Source organism: Burkholderia gladioli (assembly GCF_000959725.1).
Taxonomy (GTDB): Bacteria; Pseudomonadota; Gammaproteobacteria; order Burkholderiales; family Burkholderiaceae; genus Burkholderia; species Burkholderia gladioli.
Window position 1 is genome coordinate 2,286,146 of the sequence record NZ_CP009323.1, and the last position, 19,014, is coordinate 2,305,159.

20 protein-coding genes, 1 tRNA gene, 1 pseudogene and 1 riboswitch are annotated in these 19,014 nt (G+C 68.8%); of the genes and pseudogenes, 7 read left to right on the forward strand and 15 right to left on the reverse strand.

All coding sequences use genetic code 11. The annotated features are described in order from the left end of the window. The first annotated feature begins 6 nt into the window (after positions 1-6). Both BM43_RS27195 and BM43_RS27200 read left to right on the forward strand, forming a co-directional pair. Positions 7-1,323, forward strand: coding sequence for an aminotransferase class I/II-fold pyridoxal phosphate-dependent enzyme (locus tag BM43_RS27195; protein ID WP_036048109.1), 1,317 nt, complete (start codon positions 7-9; stop codon positions 1,321-1,323). 8 nt (positions 1,324-1,331) lie between these two features. Further along, complete coding sequence (locus BM43_RS27200; protein WP_036048107.1) at positions 1,332-1,970, forward strand: GNAT family N-acetyltransferase; 639 nt, start codon at positions 1,332-1,334, stop codon at positions 1,968-1,970. Between the two features lie 32 nt (positions 1,971-2,002). Here the strand turns inward: BM43_RS27200 and BM43_RS27205 are convergent, their stop codons facing one another. From BM43_RS27205 to BM43_RS27215, 3 genes are all read right to left on the reverse strand, one after another. Beyond that, entirely contained in the window at positions 2,003-2,992 is a 990-nt protein-coding gene (locus BM43_RS27205) for an asparaginase (RefSeq protein WP_036048105.1), read from the reverse strand. A 77-nt stretch (positions 2,993-3,069) separates the two neighbouring features. Continuing rightward, entirely contained in the window at positions 3,070-4,311 is a 1,242-nt protein-coding gene (locus BM43_RS27210) for a D-amino acid dehydrogenase (protein WP_036048104.1), read from the reverse strand. Between the two features lie 146 nt (positions 4,312-4,457). Continuing rightward, positions 4,458-5,609 (reverse strand): GlxA family transcriptional regulator, encoded by a 1,152-nt coding sequence (locus BM43_RS27215; RefSeq protein WP_042283757.1) that lies wholly within the window; start codon positions 5,607-5,609, stop codon positions 4,458-4,460. Between the two features lie 327 nt (positions 5,610-5,936). On the opposite strand from BM43_RS27215, the gene BM43_RS27220 reads away from it, so the two are divergent. After that, positions 5,937-7,070 carry a branched-chain amino acid ABC transporter substrate-binding protein gene (locus BM43_RS27220; RefSeq protein ID WP_013696763.1) on the forward strand — a complete coding sequence of 378 codons (1,134 nt, stop codon included), beginning with the start codon at positions 5,937-5,939 and terminating at the stop codon, positions 7,068-7,070. Between the two features lie 16 nt (positions 7,071-7,086). Here BM43_RS27220 and BM43_RS27225 read toward each other — a convergent pair whose 3' ends face one another. Continuing rightward, positions 7,087-7,992: a LysR family transcriptional regulator gene (locus BM43_RS27225; RefSeq protein WP_036048101.1), complete on the reverse strand. Its 906-nt coding sequence runs from the start codon at positions 7,990-7,992 to the stop codon at positions 7,087-7,089. A 148-nt stretch (positions 7,993-8,140) separates the two neighbouring features. Here BM43_RS27225 and BM43_RS27230 point away from each other — a divergent pair, with 148 nt between their 5' ends. Then, on the forward strand, positions 8,141-8,893 hold the full coding sequence (locus BM43_RS27230) for an SDR family oxidoreductase (protein ID WP_036048099.1): 753 nt from the start codon (positions 8,141-8,143) through the stop codon (positions 8,891-8,893). Positions 8,894-8,907: 14 nt separating this feature from the next. On the opposite strand, the pseudogene BM43_RS27235 reads toward BM43_RS27230, so the two are convergent. Further along, a pseudogene (locus tag BM43_RS27235) lies at positions 8,908-9,294 on the reverse strand (LysR substrate-binding domain-containing protein); the annotation flags it as partial. A gap of 394 nt (positions 9,295-9,688) precedes the next feature. Between BM43_RS27235 and BM43_RS42360 the strand changes: the two are divergent. Both BM43_RS42360 and BM43_RS27245 read left to right on the forward strand, forming a co-directional pair. Next, positions 9,689-9,922, forward strand: a complete 234-nt coding sequence (locus BM43_RS42360; protein ID WP_230676233.1) for a hypothetical protein — start codon at positions 9,689-9,691, stop codon at positions 9,920-9,922. Positions 9,923-10,100: 178 nt separating this feature from the next. Next, positions 10,101-10,313, forward strand: a complete 213-nt coding sequence (locus tag BM43_RS27245; protein ID WP_226284964.1) for a hypothetical protein — start codon at positions 10,101-10,103, stop codon at positions 10,311-10,313. A gap of 30 nt (positions 10,314-10,343) precedes the next feature. On the opposite strand, the gene BM43_RS40825 is transcribed toward BM43_RS27245, so the two are convergent. From BM43_RS40825 to BM43_RS27290, 10 genes are all read right to left on the reverse strand, one after another. Beyond that, a complete protein-coding gene (locus tag BM43_RS40825) occupies positions 10,344-10,550 on the reverse strand; it encodes a hypothetical protein (RefSeq protein WP_036048096.1) in 207 nt (68 codons plus the stop codon). 188 nt (positions 10,551-10,738) lie between these two features. After that, positions 10,739-10,814, reverse strand: a tRNA-Lys gene (locus BM43_RS27250). An 80-nt stretch (positions 10,815-10,894) separates the two neighbouring features. Continuing rightward, positions 10,895-11,644, reverse strand: coding sequence for a tol-pal system protein YbgF (ybgF, locus tag BM43_RS27255; RefSeq protein WP_025101561.1), 750 nt, complete (start codon positions 11,642-11,644; stop codon positions 10,895-10,897). 19 nt (positions 11,645-11,663) lie between these two features. Further along, on the reverse strand, positions 11,664-12,179 hold the full coding sequence (gene pal / locus BM43_RS27260; protein WP_013696772.1) for a peptidoglycan-associated lipoprotein Pal: 516 nt from the start codon (positions 12,177-12,179) through the stop codon (positions 11,664-11,666). 17 nt (positions 12,180-12,196) lie between these two features. Continuing rightward, entirely contained in the window at positions 12,197-13,498 is a 1,302-nt protein-coding gene (tolB, locus tag BM43_RS27265; protein WP_013696773.1) for a Tol-Pal system beta propeller repeat protein TolB, read from the reverse strand. A gap of 97 nt (positions 13,499-13,595) precedes the next feature. Beyond that, positions 13,596-14,642, reverse strand: a complete 1,047-nt coding sequence (gene tolA, locus BM43_RS27270; RefSeq protein WP_036048093.1) for a cell envelope integrity protein TolA — start codon at positions 14,640-14,642, stop codon at positions 13,596-13,598. Next, positions 14,639-15,088 (reverse strand): protein TolR, encoded by a 450-nt coding sequence (gene tolR, locus BM43_RS27275; RefSeq protein WP_013696775.1) that lies wholly within the window; start codon positions 15,086-15,088, stop codon positions 14,639-14,641. Before tolR ends, tolA begins: the two co-directional genes overlap by 4 nt. A 10-nt stretch (positions 15,089-15,098) precedes the next feature. Continuing rightward, positions 15,099-15,776, reverse strand: a complete 678-nt coding sequence (gene tolQ / locus BM43_RS27280) for a protein TolQ (RefSeq protein WP_013696776.1) — start codon at positions 15,774-15,776, stop codon at positions 15,099-15,101. Positions 15,777-15,956: 180 nt separating this feature from the next. Then, a complete protein-coding gene (gene ybgC, locus BM43_RS27285; protein WP_036048091.1) occupies positions 15,957-16,427 on the reverse strand; it encodes a tol-pal system-associated acyl-CoA thioesterase in 471 nt (156 codons plus the stop codon). A 100-nt stretch (positions 16,428-16,527) separates the two neighbouring features. Continuing rightward, positions 16,528-17,274: an SDR family NAD(P)-dependent oxidoreductase gene (locus tag BM43_RS27290; RefSeq protein ID WP_013696778.1), complete on the reverse strand. Its 747-nt coding sequence runs from the start codon at positions 17,272-17,274 to the stop codon at positions 16,528-16,530. A gap of 249 nt (positions 17,275-17,523) precedes the next feature. Next, positions 17,524-17,623: riboswitch (ZMP/ZTP riboswitch) on the forward strand. 140 nt (positions 17,624-17,763) lie between these two features. Here BM43_RS27290 and glyA point away from each other — a divergent pair. Then, positions 17,764-19,011, forward strand: coding sequence for a serine hydroxymethyltransferase (gene glyA / locus BM43_RS27295; protein ID WP_036048089.1), 1,248 nt, complete (start codon positions 17,764-17,766; stop codon positions 19,009-19,011). Positions 19,012-19,014 lie beyond the last annotated feature (3 nt).

Genomic DNA, 19,014 nt, shown 5'->3' on the forward strand with positions numbered 1-19,014 from the left:
GAATCGATGGGATTGGGAGATCATCTCCGGCAGCAACTGGCTGCGAAGGCGCTCAAGCGCCAACTGGAGCGCGTCACCGAAGGCGGCGCGGCCGCCATGCCGGTGCCGGCCTCGACGGCGCACGCGTCGCCGCGCAGCCGTTTCGAATCGATGCCGCAGTACCAGCAGGTGCGGATCATGCACGAGATGGGCGAGAAGCTCGGCGTCGAATCGCCGTTCTTCCGCGTCCATGAGGGGCTGGCCGGCGCCACCACCACCATCGGCGGGCGCGAGTACCTGAACTACGCGAACTACAACTACCTCGGCCTGGCGGGCGAGGCGAGCGTCTCGGCGCGCGCCAAGGAAGCGATCGACCGCTACGGCACCTCGGCCTCGGCCAGCCGCATGGTGGCGGGCGAGCGGCCCGTGCAGCGCGAGCTGGAGCAGGCGCTGGCCGGCTTCTACGAGACCGATGACTGCGTGGTGTTCGTCAGCGGCCATGCCACCAACGTCACCGTGATCGGCTCGCTGTTCGGCGCCGGCGACCTGATCGTCCACGATTCGCTCGCGCACAACAGCATCGTGCAGGGCGCGCAGTTGAGCGGCGCGAAGCGCCTGAGCTTCCCGCACAACGACTGGCGCGCGCTCGATGCGCTGCTGGCGCGCGTGCGCCACGAGTATCGCAACGTGCTGATCGCGATCGAGGGGCTCTACAGCATGGACGGCGACCTGCCCGAGCTGCCGAGGTTCGTCGAGATCCGCAATCGCCACGGCGCCTTCCTGCTGGTCGACGAGGCGCACTCGCTCGGCGTGCTCGGCGCGACCGGGCGCGGGATCCGCGAACACGCGGGCGTCGCGCCCGAGGACGTCGACCTCTGGATGGGCACGCTCTCCAAGACCCTGGCCGGCTGCGGCGGTTTCATCGCCGGCTGCCAGCCGCTGGTCGACATGCTGCGCCATCTCGCTCCCGGCTTTCTCTACAGCGTGGGCCTCGCGCCCGCGCTGGCGGCCGCCTCGCTGGCCGCGCTCGAGGTACTGCAGCGCGAGCCCGGGCGGGTCGCGCAATTGCGCGAGCGCGGCAAGCAGTTCCTCGACGAGGCCCGCGCGGCCAGTCTTGACACCGGCACCAGCGAGGGTTACGCGGTGGTGCCGGTGATCACCGGCAGCTCGCTGAAGGCGGCGCGCTGGGCCAACGCGCTGTTCGACGAGGGCATCAACGTGCAGCCGATCTTCTATCCGGCCGTCGAGGAGAAGGCCGCGCGGCTGCGCTTCTTCATCTGCTCGACGCACGAGCCCGAGCAGATCACCCGCACCGTGGCCGCGCTGGCGCGGCTCGCGCGCTAGGCATCGCGATGGCGGCCACGCTTGCCGGCTGGACCTTCCGTGCCGCGCGTCCCGAGGATGCGGCGGCCTGCGCGCCGCTGATCCTCGCCTCGGGCGTGCGCGAATTCGGTTTCTTCCTCGGCGCGGTGCCCGAGGCGATGACGGCCTTCCTGGCGACGGCCTTCGCCTCCTCGCTCGGCCGTTTCTCGTGGCGCCGCCATCGCGTCGCGATCGCGCCCGACGGCCGGATCGCCGGCGTGCTGGCCGCCCACGACGGCCGCCTGACGAGCCTCGACGATCCGCACGTGGCCTGGATGCTGCTGCGCGTGTTCGGAGCGCGCCGCACGGTGGCGGCCCTGCTGCGCGGGCTGGTGCTCGAGGGCGAGCTGCCCGCGCCGAAGCGCGCCCAGACGCATGTCGCCCATTGCGCGATCGACGAGCGCTGGCGCGGCACCGGCGTGTTCACCGCGCTGTTCGAGGATGCCCGTCGCGCCGGCGCGCTGGCCGACGGCGAGGGCCGCGAAGTGGTGCTCGACGTGCTGCTGAGCAACCCGCGCGCGGCCGCGCTTTACCGGCGCCTCGGCTTCGTCGAGCAGCCGCGCGCGAAGCCGGTCTCGCGCAAGCTGCCGGCCGAGCTCGAGTCGATCCGCATGCGGCTCGGGCGCTGAGCGCCGCGCGGCTTGCGTTTTCCGCTTCTTCCTCAATATCTCCCGAACATCGCCTGCAGGGCCGCCGGGTCGTCGGTGCCGCTGAGGCCCAGCGCGAGCAGGATGCGCGCCTTCTGCGGGATCTGGTCGTCGGCGCTGAGCCAGCCGTAGTCGTCGTCGGGCTGCGCGCCGTTGTGCGTGACCACGCCGGCGCCCGTGCGCGAGGCCCGCAGCACCCGCGTGCCGCGTCGGCTCGCCTCGCGCAGCGCCGTCACCAGCCGCGCCGGCACGTTGCCGTTGCCGCTGCCCGCCAGCACCAGCCCGCGCGCCGGCGCGGCCGCGTCGAGCCAGGCAGGATCGAGATCGTCGTGGGTCAGCACGATGTCCACGCGCGGCAGCGCGGGCAGGGCCGCCGCCGACCAGGGCGTGGCCACCGTGTGCAGGCGCGAGGGCCGGCGGTAGTAGCGCGGCCGGCCGTCCACCACCAGCCCCAGCGGGCCATAGGGCGAGCGGAACGCCTCCAGCTTGAAGCTGTGCTGCTTGACCACGTCGCGCGCGCTGTGGATCTCGTCGTTGGCGACCACCAGCGTGCCGAGCCCGTAGGAAGCCGGATGCGCGGCCACCGCGATGGCCGCGTAGAGGTTCAGCGCGGCGTCCGAGCTGAGCGCCGAGGGCGGGCGCATCGCGCCGACCACCACCACCGGCTTGGGGTTCTTCAGCGTCAGGTGCAGGAAGTAGGCGCTCTCCTCGATGGTGTCGGTGCCCTGGACGAGCACCACGCCGTCCACCTCGGGATCGGCCAGCCGCGCGGCCACGCATTGCGCGATCGCGCATAGCTCGGCATTGCCGAAATTCTCGGAGCCAGTCTGCATCAGTTGCTCGGCCTGCAGCGTGGCGAGCCCGGCCGCCTGCGGCGCCAGCGCGAGAACCGACTCGATGCCGAGCACCGAGCAGGCGTAGGAGGCGGTCTGCGCGGGCGCGGCGCCCTGGCCGGCGATGGTGCCGCCGGTGCCGATCACGGCGATGTGCGGAAGGGTTTGCATCGTAGTCCGAAGTGGGGAAAGCGGCGCCGCGCTTCGGCGGCGGTCGAGGCCGCGGGTTCGGGCGGATCCGGGCGGCGTCAGTGCGCGAAGCTCGCGTGCAGCGGCTGGCCGCTGTCGCCGGCCAGCCAGTCGGCCAGCAGCGCGGCCGAGCCGGTCGCGAGCGTGAAGCCGAGCGCGCCGTGGCCGAGGTTGAGCCACAGGTTGCGATAGCGGGTCGGGCCGATGATCGGCGTGCCGGTCGGCGTGGCCGGGCGCAGGCCGCACCAGCGCTGCGGCTCGGCGCCGGCCGCGATCTCCGGAAACAGCGCGGCGACCTCAGCTTCCAGGCTCGCCAGCCGGGCCGGATCGGGCGCCGGCGAGGCATCGATGTCGGCGATGCCGGCCGCGCGCAGCCGCGTGCCGAGCCGTGCATAGACGACCTTGCGCGCGAAGTCGGTCAGGCTCGCGCGCGGCACGCCCGCGCCTGGCGGCAGGTGGTAGGTGAGGCTGTAGCCCTTCAGCGGCCAGATCGGCACCTGGATGCCGAGCGGGCGCAGCAGCGCGGGCGCGGCGGCGCCGGCGGCGATCACCAGATGGTCGGCGGCCAGCGGCTCGCCGCCGTGCAACGCCGTCACGCGGCCGTCGCGTCCGGCATGCAGGGCATCGATGGCGGTGTCGGTCAGGATCGATACGCCGCGCTCGCGCAGCAGGGCCGCGAGCCCGGTGCAGAAGCGTTGGCAATCGGCGGTGTCCTCGCTGGGCGTGTGGATGCCGCCCGCGAAGCGGCCGCGCAGCCGCGCCAGCGAGGGTTCGAGCGCGATGCAGGCGTCCATCTCGAGGGCGGCTTGCTCGCAGCCCAGTGCGCGCTGCAATTCGAGCTGGGCGATCGCCGCCTGCATCGCGGCGGGCTCGCGATGCAGCACCAGCTTGCCGGATGGCACGAAGTCGAAATCGAGCGAGGGTTCGGCCGCGATCAGCTCGTTCATCAGCGTGCGGCTCAGGAACGACAGCGACAGCAGCCGGCGCGTGGTCAGCGCGCTGCGCGAGCGCGTGCAGGCGGCCAGGAAGGCGAAGCACCAGCGCCATTGGCGCGGGTCCAGCGAGGGCTGGAAGCGCACCGGCGAGTCGCGCCGCGTGAGCCAGCCCGGCAGCTTGCCGATCACGCCCGGATCCGCGAGCGGCGCGACGTAGCTGTAGGAGAGCTGGCCGCCATTGCCGGCGCTGGTCTGGCCGGCCACCTCGGGCCCGCGCTCGACCACCGTGACGGCGTGCCCGGCCCGGCTCAGGGTATAGGCGCTCGACAGGCCGATCACGCCCGCGCCGACGATCAGGATATGCATGTCGGGCCTCTCGCCTCCTCGTGATCCGTGGTGGATGGGCGGCGCAATCGCCGCGACCGGTGCACTGTAGACCGCGCCGTGCCGCGCGCATTGCACGCGCCGGCCGGAAAATAGAAGATTCGCGTCAGACCTTTGCCGGGCACCGCTCAGCTTGGCTCGTCCGCATCGCGATCCGGCTCCGCTTCGTCATCGCTTCCGCTGCTCGCGTTCGCGCCGTTTCCGCTGCCGCCGCGCGCGCCGCGCAGCTTGCCCGGCGTCACGCCATATACCTCGCGGAACACGCGGATGAAATGCGCGGCATCGGCGAAGCCGCATTCGTAGGCGATGTCGGTGATCCGGCGCGTGGTGTTGACCAGCATCCAGCGCGCGTAACGCAGCCGCATGCGCCGGTAGAACTCGTTCGGCGAGCAGTCCATCTCGGCCGCGAAGGCGCGCTCCAGGCGCCGCACGCTGCTGCCCGTCATGCGCGCGATCGCGGCGATCGTCAGCGGCGCCTCGAGGTTCTCCTCCATCAGCAGCACCGCGTGCCGCACCGTCGCGTCGTCGACCGACAGGTAGCCGAGCGCGGCGCGCCGTTCCACGAAGGAGGCGCCCTTGCGACGGCTGACCGTCATCTGGTGGATCACCTTGGAGGCGCGGTCGGGGCCGCAGTGCAGGCTGATCAGCCGCGTGGCCAGCTCGACGATCGAGATGCCGCCGGCGCAGGTGATGCGCTCGCCGTCGATCAGGTAGTCGGCATGCGTGACCAGGCGCAGCGCCGGGAAGCGCTCGCGATAGTCGTCGACGTGGAAGCTGTGGATGCAGGCGACGCGATCGTCCATCAGGCCCGCTTGCGCCAGCACGAAGCTGCCGGTGCAGAGCCCGACCAGCGGCACGCCGGCATCCGCCGCGCGCCGCAGGTAGGCCCAGTAGCGCGGGTCGACCTGCTCGAGCTGCGGCAGCAGCCCGCCGATCACCACCAGGTAGTCGAAGCGCGCCGGATCGGGGAAGGCCTCCTGTACCGGCACCGGAATCCCGCAGCTCGCCTCGATCGTCTCGCCCTCGATGCCGGCCACGGTCCAGGCGCAGCGCAATGGGCGGCTCTGGTCGCCGCGGTCGGCCGCGTGGCGCAGCGCGTCGCAGAGGCCGGCCAGCGACAGCAGGGGGAAGCGCGGCCACAGCAGGATCGCCACGCTCAGCTCGGCGCCGCCGCCCGCGCGGCTCGCCCGCGCCTCGCCCGCGCGCTGCCGGGCGTCGAGCGTCTCGACCAGGGATGCACTCGATTCGCTGGAGCGCGAGGCAGGGGCGGAGGGGTTCATGCGCGAACTCGGGGAAGGGGGATCGGGCGGATGGCGCGGGCGCCGATGCCGGATCCGGGGAGGGTGGATCGATTGTAGCCGGCCGCGCCGGGGCCGCCCAGGCGTGACGCATTTGTTCTATTTCCGGGCAGATCGGTTCAATGCCACGGCTTTGTGGCTGCCTACATTCGATCCCGTCGACAAGTCCCCGCGCGCCGCCGGCGGTGCGCGGAACTCCCTTATTCAACGATCACATCAGGCGGGTGGAGCATGAGCAAGCACAGCAGCAAGGCGGGGTATCGCGGGCCGGGGCCGGCAGGCGCGGGTCGACTGGCGGCGCGGGTGACGATGGCGGCGCTGGTGACGGCCACGGCGCTGGCCGGCCTGGCCTGGCCGCCGGCCCGGGCGGCACAGGCCGACGAACTGGTCCGGATCGGCGAGGCCGCGCCCGTGACCGGCCCTGCCTCCTACCTGGGCAAGGACACCGAGAACGGCGCGCGGCTCGCGGTGGAGGAGATCAACCGCGGCGCCCTGGTGATCGGCGGGCGGCGCATCACCCTGGTGTTCGACGCGCAGGACGATGCCGGCGATCCGCGCCAGGCGACCCAGGTGGCGCAGAAGCTGGTCGACGACAAGGTGGTGGCGGTGGTCGGCCACATGCAGTCGGGCTCGACCATCCCCGCCTCGCGCATCTATCACGACGCGGGCATCGTGCAGGTCTCGCCCTCTGCCACCAATCCCGCCTACACGCGGCAGGGTTTCGCCACCGCCTACCGGGTGGTCGCCACCGACGCGCAGCAGGGGCCGACGCTGGCCGACTATGCCGCGCATACGCTGCGGGTGAAGTCGGTGGCGATCGTCGACGACTCGACCGCCTATGGGCAGGGGCTGGCCGTCGAGTTCGAGCAGCGCGCGAAGGCCGACGGGATCCGCGTGCTCTCGCATGACGCGAGCACCGACAAGGCCGTCGATTTCCGCGCGATCCTCACCAGGATCAAGGGCGAGAAGCCCGACGCGATCATGTACGGCGGCCTGGACGGCACCGGCGGCCCCTTCGTCAAGCAGGCGCGCCAGCTCGGCATGGCGGTCAAGGTGCTGGCCGGCGACGGCCTGTGCGCCGACGACCTGGCCAAGCTGGCCGGCGAGGCGGCCGACGACGTGATCTGCTCGATCGCCGGCGCGCCGCTCATGAAGATGGCTGGCGGCCCGGCCTTCGTCCAGCGCTACCAGGCGCGCTTCGGCCACCCGCCGGTGCTCAACGCGCCGTTCGCCTACGACGCGGTGGGGATCATCGTCGACGCGATGAAGCGCGCGCAGTCGACCGAGCCCGCCAGGATCCTCGCGGCGATGCCGGCCACGCGCTACCAGGGCGTGCTCGGCGAGACGCAGTTCGATGCGAAAGGCGATCTGCGCCACGGCGTGATCTCGCTCTACCGCTACGTGGGCGGCAAGCAGAGCCTGCTCGGGGTGGTCGAGCAGTGAGACGCGCCGCGCCGGGCTAGCGGCGTGGCGGCTCGGGCAGGTTCAGCGCGGGCACACGCGCGAACAGCTCGGCGACGAAATCCATGAACACGATCGCGCGCCGCGACAGCAGGCGGTTCGCAGCGTACAGCAGGTGAATCGGCACCGGCGGCGCGGCATGCTCGTCGAGCAGCAGTTGCAGGCGGCCGTCCGCGAGGCCGGCCTCGAACAGCCAGCGCGGGCCGTGGGCGATGCCGACGCCGGCCAGCACCGCTTCCTGTACCGCCTGCGGGGAATTCACACGCAGGCGCCCCGAGACGGCGACCTCGCCGTCTCGAAACGGCCAGGCAGCCTGCGAGGCCAGCAGCGTATAGACGATGCAGTCGTGCTCGCGCAACGCGGCCGGCGTGGCCGGCGCACCGTGCCGCGCGAGGTAGTCGCGGCTCGCCACGCACACGCGCGCGAAGCGGCCGATGCGCCGCGCGCGCAGTGCGCTGTCCTCCAGGTGGCCGATCCGGATCGCCAGCTCGGCGCCCTCGTCGAGCAGGTTCACGTAGCGGTCCTGGATCTGCAGCTCGAGCGACAGGCCGGGATAGCGTTCGAGGAAGGCCGGCACCTGCGGCATCACGAAGGCGTGGGCCAGCGCGGTCGGGCAGGCCACGCGCAGGGATCCCGAGGGCGCGAGCTCGTCGCGCAGGGAAGATTCCGATTCGTCGACCGCGTCGAGGATGCGCCGCACCTCGGCGTAATAGCGCTCGCCTTCGGGCGTGAGCGAGAGCCGGCGCGTCGAGCGATGCAGCAGCCGCACGCGCAGATGCGCCTCCAGCGCGGCCACATGGCGGCTGACGTTGGGCTGGCCGAGCCCGAGGTCGCGCGCGGCGGCCGAGAAGCTGCCGGTTTCCACCGCGCGAGCGAAGCAGCTCATCAACAGGAAGCGATCCATCCCGAACCTCATTCATGCGAATTGAGCATGAATTGTATGTAAATCGAACGTCTTATGCTTTTCGAGGCAGGGCGGCATGCTGGATGGGTGGCGAACGGCGGATCGGCCGCCGTCGCCCCTCATCCATTCCCATCAAGGAGAAGCATTCATGTCCCGCTTGCAAGGCAAACGCACGTTGATCACCGGCGGCACCAGCGGAATTGGCCTGGCCACGGCCAAGCGGTTTCTGGCCGAAGGTGCACGCGTGATCGTGACCGGCCAGGATCCGGAACGCCTGGAGCGCGCCCGCGTCGAACTCGGCAGCGAGGTGCTGGCGCTGCGCGCCGATTCGGCCGAGCTCGGCGAGCAGCAGCGGCTCGCGCAGGCCGTCGCCGACCATTACGGCCAGCTCGACGTCGCCTTCCTCAATGCCGGCGTATCGGTCTGGCTGCCGATCGAGCAGTGGACCGAGCCGATGTTCGCGCGCTCGCTCGACGTCAATCTCAAGGGCCCGTTCTTCCTGATCCAAGCGCTGCTGCCGGTGTTCGCGAATCCGGCCTCGGTGGTGCTCAATACCTCGATCAACGCGCACGTCGGCGCGGTGCGTTCCTCGGTCTACGCGGCTTCGAAGGCGGCCCTGCTGTCGCTGTCGAAGACGCTGTCGAGCGAGCTGCTCGAGCGCGGCGTGCGCATCAACGCGGTCAGTCCGGGGCCCGTCGACACGCCGCTCTACGACAAGCTCGGCATTCCCGATGCGTATCGCGAGCAGGTCGGGCGCGAGATCCTCGCCTCGATTCCGGCTGGTCGCTTCGGCTTGGCCGAGGAGGTGGCCAGCGCGGTGCTGCACCTGGCCTCGGACGAATCGGCCTGGAGCGTCGGTAGCGAGATCGTGGTCGACGGCGGGCGGATGTTGAACGGCTGAGGTGTTGGCGCGGGTCAGCCGCGCCAGGTCGCGCCGGCCAGCCCCGCCACCAGCGCGTCGAACACCACGCGGATCCGCCTGGGCACCGGCCCGCGTTGCGGGCGGTAGACGTGCAGCTTCCAGGGCTGCGGCTCGAAGCGGCGCAGCACGCGAACCAGCCGCCTGTTCTCGAGCTGCGGGCGGACCAGGTATTCGGCGCACTGGCTGAAGCCGAGGCCCGCGCAGGTCGCGGCGATCTCGGCCTCGACGTCGTCGGTGACGAAGACCGGGGCGGGCGTCTGGAACGGCGTGTCGCCGCGGAACAGCCAGGGCCGCCCGCTAGCACGGTCGATCAGTCTGGTGACGCGCAGGGCGGCCAGCGCGGTGGGCGTGTTCGGCTCGCCGACGCGCAAAAGCAAAAAGCCCGGTCGTGAGACCGGGCTTTCTTGTCACGACGATCTATCCGCCGAGTCCATGAGGGAGTGGTGGGCGACGCCGTAACGCGTCAAGCCGAGTGACGTGCAGCGGCTGGTCCTGAAGGTCATCTCGTTGCGGCGCCTGCTTAGGGCGAGCGTCGAGGACGCGCGGCAGGTCCGCGTCGCGGCGGGAGAGCGGTATGTCGTCGCGCCGGACTCCCCAGGCGTCAGTCGGAAGTCCCGGGAGCTAGAGCCGAATAAACCGACACAGAGTGACAGCCCGGTAACTCTGCCGGTTGCAGCCGGGAACGCCCTCCTGATAATGTCTCGAAGCCACAACAAAAGAGAGGGCCGACTTATGGCAGCGTGCGTAAGTTTTTCGAGAGCGTTTCAAGACAACATGGCGGGCTTGCACCTGCCCGTGCCGACCACTTTGTTTGCGACATTGCAAACCTCGCTGGCGAGCACTTCTGCCGCATTGGGAGCGCTTAAAGCCCTCGGGCCTGGGGCGACAGTTGCTGAATTGATCGGCGCCACCACGGGCCTCGAATTGCTGACCGTCGCGGGCAGCATGTTAGGCGTGTTCTACCTCGGGGCCGTCGTCGGGAGTTTGATGGTAGCGACCAATGCGTAGCTGCGTGCAAAGACCCGCGTGGGCTGCGTTCGTCCGTGGCAATTGCAACATGGGGGGCGAGTATGGGCCTAGCTGTCCCGCCCATCCTCATTGCTCACATGCTGCGGCACCCCGAGGTGCTTTCCCCGACGACCTACAACAATTACGGCGTGCGGGCGAGATTCGCGCCGCGAGGTAAATGATGAGCTGGATTGGTGATCGCCTACTGCTGATTCTCACCGCCGTTATCGGCGCTGCTGCGTGCTGGCTTGTTATCCGGGCGACTGGTGAGTGGTTCCCCACGATCATGCTCGTGATTTCGTATGTCGTCCTGTTTGCGGAAAACTCCCGGCTCCGCAAGCTGCTGGAGAAGAACGGAATCAACCCGCGCCCCAAGAGGACCAGGCAATAGCCATCTCTGCGCACGGCGGCAGCTACGGCCCTACTGCTTGGGGAAGCTTTCGTAGTATCGGACCAGCATAAACATCGCGGTGAATTCGAACTGGGAGTCCTCGCAGGTGAATTCCTGGTGGACCGTGGCCGAGCCGATGGCGCACGCGCCGGCCATAATGTTCGAGGAGGAGCAGGTCGGACAGAGTGGTTTGAGCGTCGCCCTGACCAGGGTGGTCCAGTCGTCAGACTCCATCATGGGGCGATCCTCGGAATAAACCCACACAGGGTGACGACCCTATGCGGCCCGTGATTCTCGGAAAGTATCCGATGGTCATGGGATGAGCTGCAACCCGGTCCCCGCATAGGACCCAAAAAGAACAAAGCCGCTGTGAAGTAGATCACTTCACAGCGGCTTTGGTAACCTCTTTTTCACAGCAGATTCTTTGGTAGGCCGTACTGGATTCGAACCAGTGACCAACGGATTAAAAGTCCGCTGCTCTACCAGCTGAGCTAACGACCCAAAGAGGCGAGATTATAGCGGAGATTTTTCGAGCCTGTCAAGAATCGACCCTCGACAGGCTTGCCGCCGCTCCATCTCGCCTACTTGATCGAATCGATCTTGGCTTGCGCCGCCTGCGCCGAGCTCGAACCCTGGAACTGCGAGACGACCTGTTCGAAGGTGCGTTTCGCGGCCGCCTTCTGGCCTTGCTCCAACTGGTTGGTGCCGATCGCCACCAGGGCGTCGCCGGCGCGCGGGTGCTGCGGGAAGGCCTTCACCAGCGCCTGCCAGGTCGCCGTCGAGCCCTTGTAGTCGCGTAGCGCGTACTGCGCGTTGCCGAGCCAGTACTGCGCCACCGGCTGGTAGGGGCTCTGCGGATACTTGGCGATGAAGGCGCGGAACGAGGCCGCCGCGCCCTTGAAGTCGCCGGCGCGGAACTGCTGCGAAGCCGCGTTGAACGCGTCCGTTTCCCCGGGCTGGACCGTGCCCTCGACGCCATCGACCGTGGTCTGCTGCGGCTCGAACTTCTTGAGCCGCGTGTCCAGGTCGCTGTAGCCGTCACGCTGCTGACGCTCCAGCGTGGTCAGGCGATTGGTCAGGTCCTCGTTCTGCCCGCGCAGCGTCGCGACCTGCTGGTTGAGCTGGTCGAGACGGCCGGACTGGTCGAGGATCGTGCGTTGCGCGGCCGACAACTGGCTGGTCAGGTTGTCGGTGCGGCTACGCAGGTCGAGCACGGCGCGACGGGCTTCGTCGTCGTCGAACATGCCTGCGTGGGCCGGCGCCGCGCCGAGCGCGACACCGGCGACACAGGCCGCGGCGGCTGCACGCAGCCAGGGGAAGCGGTGCGTCATACGGCTTGGGTTCCCTTGCTTACTGTTGATAGACGATGTCCGCGCGGCGGTTCTGCGCCCACGAGGCTTCGTCGTGGCCCAGCGCCTGCGGCTTTTCCTTGCCCAGGCTGACCGATTCCATCTGCGAATCCGGCACGCCGAGCAGCGACAGGCCGCGGCGAACCGCTTCCGCGCGCTTCTGGCCCAGCGCGAGGTTGTACTCGCTGGTGCCGCGCTCGTCGGTGTTGCCCTGGATCAGGATGTGGCGCGCCGGGTGGCTCTTCAGGTACTGGGCGTGTTGGGCCAGCAGCGACTGGTACTGGTCCGAGACCGAGTAGCTGTCGAAGTCGAAGTAGATGCTGCGCTTGGCCAGCGGGCTGTTCGGATCGTTCAGCGGATCGACGTTCACTTGCGCGACGTCGGTCGGGTTCGGTTGCGTCTGCAGCGCGTTGCCTTGCTGGTTCGCCTTGTCGTCGAGCTTGACGCCCGACTTACAGGCGGCGAGGGCGCTGATCATCATCACGGCGAGTGCCAGGCGAGCTTTATTGGTCATCATGGTGAATCTCCTGTTGGTCATTGCATGAATGGCCCCCACGACGGCTCACGGAAGGAGCCGCCCTGGACGGGCAGAATCTGCGGCGGCGAGCTGCCGTCCGAGGGGACAGCGGCCAGCACACTGCGGCCATTGGCTTGGGTCGCGTACAGGATGTACTGACCGTTTGCCGCGAAACTCGGCGATTCGTCATGCGTCGTATTGGTGACCGCGTTGGCGGCGCCGGTTTGCAGATCCTGGACATACAGCTTGAAGCCCCCACCGGTGCGCGAGATGTACGCGAGCAACTTGCCGTCGGGGCTGACGCGCGGGCTGGTGTTGTAGCTGCCCGTGAACGTCACGCGCTGCGCGCTGCCGGCGCTCTCGCCCTGTGCGGGCATCCGGTAGATTTGCGGCGCGCCACCACGATCGCTGGTGAAATAGATCCACCGGCCATCAGGAGAATAAAAGGGTTCGGTATCGATCGAACTGCTCTGGGTGAGCCGGCGCAGGCCGGTGCCCGTCGCGCTGACCGAGTAGATCTGGGTATTGCCCGTCAGGGACAGTGCCACGGCCAGCGTCTGGCCATCCGGCGACCAGGCCGGCGCGCTGTTGTTGCCCTTCTGGTTCGAAATCACGTAGCGGCGGCCGGTCGGCAGGTCGTGGATATAGACCACCGGCTTGCGCAGTTCGAAGGACACGTAAGCAACCTTCGTTCCGCTCGGCGACCAGGCCGGCGAGATGATCGGCTCGGAACTGGTCAGCGCCGGCACCGCGTTCTCGCCGTCGGAATCGGAAATCAGTAGACGATACTTGCCGCCCGAGCGCGTCACGTAGGACAGCCGCGTGCTGAACACGCCGCGCACGCCCATCAGCTTCTGGTAGATGAAGTCGGCGATCTTGTGGCCGGTCTTGCGCATGCTCTCGGCATCGCCCCCGGCCGTCAGCGAGAGGCCGCCGAGGCTTTGCTGCTTGAGCGTGTCGAACAGCATGAAGTCGACCTTCACCTGGCCGCTGGCGTCACGGTTCACGGTGCCGGCGACCAGCGCGTTCGCGCCCTTTGCCTTCCAGGCACCGTAGTCGACCGGGGCGGTCTCGGGGATCGGCGTGCTGCCGGCGTCGACATTCGAGAACTTGCCGGTACGGGCCAGATCGGCGCGCACCACGGCCGTCACCGATTGCGGCAAGCCGCCTTCGTTGACGAAATTCGCGGTGGCGATCGGAAACTGCGTCGACCCGACGCCCGTGATGAGCACATTGACCTGCGCGTTGGCGGTGCTGCCCGCCGCGATCAGGCACGAGGCCACCAGTGCCCTGAAACCCAGCTTCGTCATCAAACTCATGCGTCCTGTTTCCCGTATGTAACTGTGCAACCGCAAAGACCTAACAATAGCCGATTCGTTCCTTGTGGCGACGGCGCGAGTGTATGCCGATTCCGTGTCACTCCGCCGCCCGGAAGGTAATTGCAATCTTCTTCGGCGTGATTCCGTTAGTATCGGGCGGCAGGGGCGAGGCTGCCCGTACCGCGCCGACCACGGTTTCGTCCCAGGCCGGATTGCCGCTCGGCCTCACCACCGAGACGCTGAGCACGTCGCCCGATGGCGAGCAGCGGACATCCACGCTCGTCACCAGCCCTTCGGTGGCGCCGTTCCAGACGATGAACGGCTTGACGCGGCGCTTGACCTTGTCGGCGTAACCGGGCGAGGTGGCATTGCCGCCCGAGCCGGAACCCGTGCCGCTCTTGGCCAGGCCGTCGCTGCCGCCCTGGCCGCCCGCCGCGCCCTGCAACTGCGCGAGGCGCGCCTGACGCTCCTTGTCGAGCTTGGCATTGGCCGCGGCGGTGGCCTTGGCCTTCGCGGCCGCGTCGGCCTTCGCCTTGGCCGCAGCTTCCGCCTTGGCGGCCGCCGCCTTCTCGGCCTCGGCCTTCTTCTGCGCTTCAGCCTGTGCCTGCTCCTGCTTGCGTTGCTGCTCGAGCTTCTGCTGTTGCTCGAGTTTCTTCTGTTCGGCGAGTTGTTGCTGGCGCAACTTGTCGGCCTGCTTCTGCTTTTCCGCTGCCTGCTGCTGGGCAAGCTGCTGCGCCGCCAGCTGGGCGGCGCGCCTGGCTTCGGCTTCCTGCTGCTCGGCCTTCAGCGCTTGCTCGCGGCGCTGCTCGGCGAGCTGCGCCTCGCGCGCGGCTGCTTCCTGCTGCTGGCGGCGCTTCTGCTGCAGGGCGATCTCGGCATCGTCGTCCCGCGCCGGAGGCGGCGCGGGGGCGACGCGCACCGGCGGGGCGGGCGGCGGCACCGGGCGCGGCGCTGGCGAATCCGGCACTTCGGTCCACAGCTCGGCTTCCGCGCCGGCCGGCGTGCTGTTCTGCCAATTGATGCCGTGGTAGAGCAGGGCCACCAACAGCACGTGCATCAGCGCCGCGAGCAGGAACGCGCGTCCCGTGCCGCGCTCTCGAGGCGGCTGCAGCGGTGAGGCGGTGCGGGTCTTGCGCTGGTTCATTGCGATTTGACGAGGAGGCCCACGCGCTTCACGCCGCGCGCTTTCAGGTCCGACATGACGGTCATCACCTTGTCGTACTGCACGGTCTTGTCGGCCGCGATCACCACCGGCTGGTCGGGATGGTCGGCCTGCCGCGAGGCGATGAAGTCGTCGAGCTCGGCCTTGCTCATGGTGTCTTCCTGCGAGGCGCCGGCGTCGCTCTTGTAGCGCACGCTCATGCGGCCGTCGGCCTGGATGTTGACCACCACGGGCGGCGTCTGGTCCTGCGGCGCCGCGTTGCCGACGGTCGGCAGGTTGACGATCGAGGGGGCCACGAGCGGGGCCGTGACCATGAAGATCACGAGCAGCACCAGCATCACGTCGATGTAGGGCACGACGTTGATGTCGGCCATCGAGCGGCGCGAACGGCCGCCGCGCATGCTGGAACGAAGGGGAGTGCCGGCCATCGCGTGCTCCTTATTGGGCCTGGCGCTGCAGGATGTTCGAGAACTCCTCGACGAAGGTCTCGAAGCGGCTGGCCAGGCGATCGATGTCGTGCGCGTAGCGGTTGTAGGCCACCACCGCGGGAATCGCCGCGAACAGGCCGATCGCGGTGGCCACCAGGGCCTCGGCGATGCCGGGCGCGACGTTGGCGAGCGTGGCCTGCTGCACGTTGGCCAGGCCGCGGAACGAATTCATGATCCCCCAGACCGTGCCGAACAGGCCGATGTAGGGGCTGACCGAACCGACCGAGGCCAGGAAGGCGAGGTTGGCCTCGAGCATGTCCATCTCGCGCTGGAACGAGGCGCGCATCGCGCGGCGGGCGCCGTCGAGGATCAGCGAGGGATCGGAGATGCGCTTTTCCTTGGCCTTCAGGAACTCGCGCATGCCCGATTCGAAGATCCGTTCCAGCGAGCCGATCGTGTGGCGATTGTTCGCCGCGCTCTGGTAGAGCGCCTGGAGATCGCCGCCGGACCAGAAATCGCGTTCGAAACGCTCGGTCTGCTTGCGCGCGCGACGGATCGCGAACCATTTACGGAAGATGAACGTCCAGGACATCAGCGACAGCAGCAGGAGCAGCCCCATCACCGCCTGGGCGAGCACGCTCGCATTGAGGACGAGAGAAACGATCGACAGGTCTTGTGCAGAGTTCATAGGTGTGTGGTTGTCATGCCTTCTTGGCCGCCGCGCCGCTTCGATGCCACTGGCGCGCTACGGGTCCGGCGTCCGGCGGCGCGTGGCGGGCCGGCCTTTGGCTGCCCGCGTCGCTCCTTGCCGTGCCGTCGTTGGTCCCGAATCAGGGTCGCAAGTTCATCGGCTCTGTCTAAACGGCGCTCAGGGCTCGGCCGTTGACACGCTTGGTACCGGTCCCCGTTCCAGTGCATCGCGGACCGAGGGCGGAATGCCGGTCGGCCGCAGCGTTTCGCGGTCGACCCAGCCGATGCCGGTACGCCCCGACACCAGCAGCAGGTCGCCGAGCCAGGCTTCCTGCACGAAGATCAGCGAGGCGCGCCCGAAACGTTCGATCCGGCTGACGATCGTCAACGGATCATCCAGCCGCGCCGGCGCCCGGTAGTCGACCGCCGTGTCGCGCACCACGAACATCGCGCCGGTCTCGGCGGCCAGGCGCCGTTGGTCGAGGCCGCAGGCCCGCAGCCATTCGGTGCGGGCTCGCTCGAAGAAGCGCAGGTAGTTCGCGTAATACACGATGCCGCCGGCATCGGTGTCCTCGTAGTACACGCGAACCGGCCAGCGAAACGAGGGCACGGCTTCGGGCGGAGGTTCGGGTTCGGTCATGGCGCGCATTCTACCGGAACGTTTCGCGGCGTTTCGTAACCGAATGTTGCGCGCGCAGCGGCCCGCCCGGCGCGGCTGCGCGCGCTCCGGGCGGGCCTGCCGGCAGCCTTCAGCCGCGGTGCACGGCCAGCCCTGCCGGGGCCTGCGCGACCGGCATCATTTCGACGGTGTTGATGTTGACGTGGGCCGGGCGCGTGGCGATCCAGTAGATCGTGTCGGCGATGTCCTCGGCCGTGAGCGGCTCGACGTTGGCGTAGACGTTGGCGGCCTTCTCGTCGTCGCCGCGGAAGCGCACGTTGGAGAATTCGGTGCCGCCGCAGAGGCCCGGCTCGATGTCGGTCACGCGCAGCGGCGTGCCCAGCAGGTCGGTGCGCAGGTTCAGGCTGAATTGTCGGACGAATGCCTTGGTCGCGCCGTATACGTTGCCGCCCGCGTACGGGTAGGTGCCGGCGACCGAGCCCAGGTTGAAGATGTGGCCGCGGCCGCGCGCGATCATGCCGGGCAGCAGCGTGTGCGTGACGGTGACCAGGCCCGAGCAATTGGTGTCGATCATGGTCTGCCACTCGTCGAGGCTGGCCCGCTGCGCCGGCTCGGTACCCAGCGCGAGGCCGGCGTTGTTGACCAGCACGTCGATCTCGGCGAAGTCCGCCGGCAGGCCCGCGAGCGCGGCCTCGATGGCGCCGCGCTCGCGCACGTCGAGCTCGACGGGCAACAGGGCCTCGCCGAGTTCGGCGGCGAGGGCGTCGAGCCGGTCCTTGCGGCGCGCGCTGGCGACCACGCGATGGCCGCCCTTGACGAAGGTCCGGGCGATGGCGGCGCCGAATCCCGCGGATGCGCCGGTGACGAACACGATCATTGCTGCTACTCCTGGTCGGTGGGGTGAAACGAAAGGGGGGATCGTTAGCCTACTGACAATGCCGCGTTGCGGCAAGGCGACACGGGCCGTTCCCGGGCACGGCGGCGGCCTGCTTTCCAGGCCCGGATGCGGCGCCGGAGGCAGGCCCGGCGTGGCGTTCGCGGTGATTTCGATCGCGCCCTTATTGCTCCACAGGGCCGGCCGGCCGGTTGCCTATTCATCGGCCATCCAATAAACTACGGCGCTCATCAGCCCCTGCGTGACTGGCGATAGAACCCTCGGGTTCAAGGTGGAGCACCCCACCGTGAAGCGCAGGGCGTCGTTTTTGCCGTTCGCCTGGGCAGCCGTTGTGCGCCGTTGCGTACATTGCCGGTGGCTGTCCGCCTTGCGTAACCGGATCCTTCCGTCGCGCCGGGCTGGCCGTCCGCCAGCAGCGCGCAATGTACTCGGCCCGCCCCGGTTAACCTGTACACACTTGACGGAAACCGTATGTTTGACAGAGCCCAAAGCACCATCGCGAACGTCGATCCCGACCTCTGGCAGGCGATCCAGCAGGAAAACCAGCGCCAGGAAGATCACATCGAGCTGATCGCTTCCGAGAACTACACGAGCCCGGCCGTGATGGCCGCGCAGGGCTCGCAACTGACCAACAAGTACGCCGAGGGCTACCCCGGCAAGCGCTACTACGGCGGCTGCGAATACGTCGACGTGGTCGAGCAGCTGGCGATCGATCGCGTCAAGGCGCTGTTCGGCGCCGAGGCCGCGAACGTGCAGCCGAACTCGGGTTCGCAGGCCAACCAGGGCGTGTTCTTCGCGATGCTCAAGCCGGGCGACACCATCATGGGCATGAGCCTGGCGCATGGCGGCCACCTCACGCACGGCTCGCCGGTGAACATGTCGGGCAAGTGGTTCAACGTCGTGAGCTACGGCCTGAACGAAGGCGAGGACATCGACTACGAAGCGGCCGAGAAGCTGGCGCAGGAGCACAAGCCGAAGATGATCGTGGCGGGCGCCTCGGCGTTCGCGCTGAAGATCGACTTCGAGCGCCTGGCGAAGATCGCCAAGGCGGTGGGCGCCTACCTGATGGTGGACATGGCGCACTACGCGGGGCTGATCGCGGCGGGCGTGTACCCGAACCCGGTGCCGCACGCGGACTTCGTGACGACCACCACGCACAAGAGCCTGCGCGGCCCGCGCGGCGGCGTGATCCTGATGAAGTCCGAGTACGAGAAGCCGATCAACTCGGCGATCTTCCCGGGGATCCAGGGCGGCCCGCTGATGCACGTGATCGCGGCCAAGGCGGTGGCGTTCAAGGAAGCGGCCTCGCCGGAGTTCAAGACCTACCAGCAGCAGGTGGTGGAGAACGCGCGGGTGCTGGCGGAGACGCTGGTCAAGCGCGGTCTGCGCATCGTGTCGGGGCGCACGGAAAGCCACGTGATGCTGGTGGACCTGCAGGCCAAGAAGATCACGGGCAAGGCGGCGGAAGCGGCGCTGGGCGCGGCGCACATCACGGTGAACAAGAACGCGATCCCGAACGATCCGGAAAAGCCGTTCGTGACCTCGGGCATTCGCCTGGGTTCGCCGGCGATGACCACGCGCGGCTTTGGCGCGAAGGAAGCCGAGATCGTCGGCAACCTGATCGCCGACGTGCTGGATGCGCCGGAAGACGCGGCCACCATCGAGCGCGTGCGCGGCCAGGTGGCCGAGCTGACGAAGCGCTTCCCGGTCTATCGCTGATCG